The organism is Magnetococcales bacterium (assembly GCA_015231925.1).
GTDB lineage: Bacteria > Pseudomonadota > Magnetococcia > Magnetococcales > JADGAQ01 > JADGAQ01.
Genome location: JADGAQ010000284.1, coordinates 1 through 3,790, shown reverse-complemented (window position 1 = coordinate 3,790; position 3,790 = coordinate 1). Strand labels below are relative to the sequence as shown.

Annotated in this window: 4 protein-coding genes; 3 read left to right on the top strand and 1 reads right to left on the bottom strand. The window is 61.4% G+C overall.

All coding sequences use genetic code 11. From position 1 onward, the window contains the following. Positions 1 to 166 precede the first annotated feature (166 nt). Positions 167 to 925 carry a molybdate ABC transporter substrate-binding protein gene (modA, locus tag HQL56_18790; GenBank protein ID MBF0311564.1) on the bottom strand — a complete coding sequence of 253 codons (759 nt, stop codon included), beginning with the start codon at positions 923 to 925 and terminating at the stop codon, positions 167 to 169. Between the two features lie 441 nt (positions 926 to 1,366). Between modA and crcB the strand changes: the two genes are divergently transcribed. The 3 genes from crcB to HQL56_18775 all read left to right on the top strand — a co-directional run bounded on the left by crcB (position 1,367) and on the right by HQL56_18775 (position 3,634). Further along, complete coding sequence (crcB, locus tag HQL56_18785) at positions 1,367 to 1,873, top strand: fluoride efflux transporter CrcB (protein ID MBF0311563.1); 507 nt, start codon at positions 1,367 to 1,369, stop codon at positions 1,871 to 1,873. Between the two features lie 16 nt (positions 1,874 to 1,889). Beyond that, positions 1,890 to 2,210 carry a DUF190 domain-containing protein gene (locus HQL56_18780; protein ID MBF0311562.1) on the top strand — a complete coding sequence of 107 codons (321 nt, stop codon included), beginning with the start codon at positions 1,890 to 1,892 and terminating at the stop codon, positions 2,208 to 2,210. 233 nt (positions 2,211 to 2,443) lie between these two features. After that, complete coding sequence (locus tag HQL56_18775) at positions 2,444 to 3,634, top strand: MFS transporter (protein ID MBF0311561.1); 1,191 nt, start codon at positions 2,444 to 2,446, stop codon at positions 3,632 to 3,634. The last annotated feature ends 156 nt before the right edge of the window (positions 3,635 to 3,790 follow it).

Sequence of the window (3,790 nt, the reverse complement as noted above, 5' to 3'; positions counted from 1 at the left end):
ACCCGTCGGGGGGGATAATCCCCCCCGAACCCCCGTATACCTGAACAGATACAAAGTCAAAAGACAGAACATTTCCTTTTTTTGATATTTAAAAGATAACATATTGAAAGTCAAAAAATAGTCTTGCCTTGCAAAAAGATGGGATTGTGCCATGCCCCGGAGATTCCTATTCCGGCGCGTAACCGAAGGCGTGAATCACGCTTCGGGCGGCGTCGGTTTGCAAAAAGCTCAGAAAGGCGGTGGCCGCCGGGTTTTCCCGGCCCTTTTGCAGCAGGACCGCCTCCTGGCGGATCGGGGGATAATATCCCTCCGGCACGATCCAGGCGGAACCGCTCTTGAGCTGGCCGTTTTCGTAGACCTGGGAGAGGGCCACGAAACCCAGTTCGGCGTTGCCGGTAGTGACGAACTGATGGGTTTGGGCGATGTTTTCACCTTGCACGAAGGTGGGTTGCAGGCGGTCGAAGAGGTCCATGGCGTTCAATGTGGCCACGGCGGCGGCGCCGTAAGGGGCCAGTTTGGGCGCGGCCAGGGCCAGATGTCCGAAAACGCCCGTTTTCAGCACCTCCCCTCGGGCATCGACGAAATCGGGACGAGGCGACCAGAGAACCAGCCTGCCGATGGCATAGGTGAAGCGGCTGCCCGGAACGGCGAGCTTTTCCCGTTCCAGTTTGGCAGGGGTCTCCGCATCGGCGGCCAGCAGAATGTCGAAGGGGGCCCCGTTGCCGATCTGGGCGTGGAACCTGCCGGTGGCCCCGAAGGAGAGCAGCGTTTTGTGGCCGCTCTCCCGTTCGAAAGCCTCGGCAAGCCTCTTCATCGGCGCGGTGAAGTTGGCCGCGACAGCCAGATGGGTCTCCCCGGCCTCGGCGGTGCCAAGTGCGATCAGAAACAATAGCCCATAAAGAAGGGCAGTGGGTTTCGCTGCCATGGCATCCGCCCTTTCAAGCGCCTGACGGTTCGGAGGGGGGCAAGGTCGCACCCGGTCTGCAGATTAGGACAAAGCGTCCGATGGCGCAAAGCCTCCCAGGGCGTCGGCAGCGGAATTTGATACCGGGGTCCGGGTGGGATTATCCCCCCCGGCGGAGCCCCGAGGTGTTGACGTGGCCGTTGAGGTAGCGGTCCGCAGCAGCCAATGAAAGCATCAAAAGCCGATCCCAAAGGCGATCTTGAGAAATGCAGCGGTCCGCGGGGGGGCAAGGAGCGGATGAGGCCCCCCGCGGTCCGCTGCGATAAATCCGTTGGGTGCGGTTGGGCGGGCCTTCGGGATTCCATGGGCTGCAGCGGACCGCAACGGCCCACAACGTCAACACCTTGGGGCTCCGCCCCAAGCCCCGCCGGGGGGGATAATCCCCCCCGGACCCCCGTATGCATGGAAAACCATGCATCTCAAGGCGGGCGCGGTTTAGAATGCCCTGTTTCCGGGCGCACGGATCGTTCCTTCCCGCCCTGTTCCCGTCCGATTCGAACCCTCATCTTCCGGCGAGGTGTGAACGTGGAAGCTCTCCCCGTGGTGGCCGTCGGCCTGGGAGCCGCCTTCGGCGCCTGGTTGCGCTGGTGGCTCGGCATGCTGCTCAACCCGGTGTTTCCCACCGTGCCCCTGGGCACGTTGGCGGCCAATCTGCTGGGCGGCTATCTGGTGGGCGTGGCGGTGGCCTATTTTTCCCACCATACCGCCCTGCCGCCGGAAGCGCGACTCTTCCTCATCACCGGTTTCCTGGGGGGACTGACCACCTTCTCCACCTTTTCCGCCGAAGTGGTGGGCCTGCTGATGCATCAGGAGTACGGCTGGGCGCTGCTGACCGCAGGCGGCCATCTGCTGGGCTCCCTGACCATGACCGCCCTGGGCATCTTCACCCTGAAGGCGTTGAGCGCCTGACGAGGAGGCCGTATCGATGAACGGAGTGAGCCTTATCTTCTTCGTGCATGAAAACCGCCGTCACCACGGCATTCTGCTCCACGAATGGCTGCTGGAGGAGGCCAAGGCCTTCGGTCTGCCCGGCGGATCCTCCTTTCGCTCCATCGCCGGCTTCGGGCGACACGGCGTGTTGCACGAGGAGCATTTCCTGGAACTGGCGGGCGATCTGCCGGTGCTGGTCTTCTTCATGGCCGACGAGGAGACGGTGGAGCGCTTTCTGACCCGCATCCGCCGGGAGAAACTGGCCCTGCTCTACGTCAAGCTGCCGGTGGAGTTCGGTTTCATCAACGGGGCCTGAGAGCCGGGAGCTGTTGTATTCTTTTCAATATGTTATCTTTTAAGTATCAAAAAAAGAAAATGTTCTGTCCTTTGATCTTTTGATGATCATTTCTGTAAAGAAACAGGTCAGGATGATTCAACAAAAAGGACACGTCAAAGGATAGAACATTTTCTTTTTTTGATACTTAGAAGATTAAATATTGAAAATCAAAAAATAGTCACTGTATGCCATCGGCTCAGGAGACAACCAGGATGTTGAAAACCGTGACCACCTTACCCTCCACCGTCTGGCTGCTGGGCCTGGTCAGCCTGGTCAACGACACCGCCGGAGAACTGGTCTATCCCCTGGTGCCCCTCTACCTGACTTCGGTGTTGATGGCCGGTCCCGGAGCCATGGGACTCATCGAAGGCATCGCCGAAACGGTCAGCAGCCTGTTCAAGCTGATTTCCGGGGTGATGGCGGACCGCTACCGCGCCTCCAAATGGATGGTGACGGTGGGCTACGGCCTGGCGGGGTTCTCCCGTCCGCTGCTGGCTTTCGCCAACAGTTGGGGCTTCGTGCTGGCCTTGCGCCTTGCCGATCGCCTGGGCAAGGGACTGCGCTCCTCGCCACGGGATGCCATGATCGCCGCCGCCGTCCCGGCGGAACGACGTGGTCTGGCTTTCGGCCTGCAACGGGCCATGGACAACCTGGGATCGGTGATCGGTCCCCTGCTCGCCGCCCTGTTCCTGGCCAGCGGCATGCCCCTGCGGGAGGCCTTTCTCTGGGCCATCGTGCCGGGCATCGTCACCCTCGTTCTGACCCTGATGATCCGGGAGCCGGATCGCCCCCTGCTCATCGACCCCAAACCCTTCTCCTGGCAGGTGGGACGCCTTCCCCCGGCCTTTCGACGCTATCTGCTGGTGCTGGCGCTCTTCACCCTGGGCAACTCCTCCAACATGTTCCTGCTGCTGCGCGCTCGCGAAGCGGGCATGGCCGAATACCACATCCCCCTGCTCTGGGGTACGGTGGCCCTGGTGGCAGCCCTCTTCGCCACGCCGCTCTCCGCCCTTTCCGACCGATGGGGCCGACTGCGCCTGATCCGCTGGGGATGGGGCGTCTACGCCGTTTTTTACCTGCTGATGGGGTGGAATGACAACCCGATGCTCTTCTGGCCCCTGTTCGGCTTCTACGGGCTCTTCATGGCCGCCACCGAAGGGGCGGAAAAGGCTCTGGTGGCCGATATCGCCCCCGCCGAACAACTGGGTGTGGCCTACGGCTGGTTTCATCTGGTCAGCGGCCTGATGCTGTTGCCCGCTTCGCTGCTCTTCGGCTGGCTGTGGCAAAGTTTTCGACCGGAAGTCGCTTTCGGCTGGGCCGCCGCCTGCGCCCTGACGGCAGCCTTCGCCCTGGGAACGATCCGGCCCGTCGTGGCGGAGCCGACCGAATCCACGGGATATTGAGCTTTTCAGTCATGCGGTGGTCCGGGGGGGATAATTCCGTTTCTGTTTCATTCGTTCATAATACCGCGTCTACTTTGGAACAGATAACTTTTCTGCATCCGCTCAGGTATACGGGGGTTTGGGGGGGATTATCCCCCCCAACGGGTCCAGGGCAGC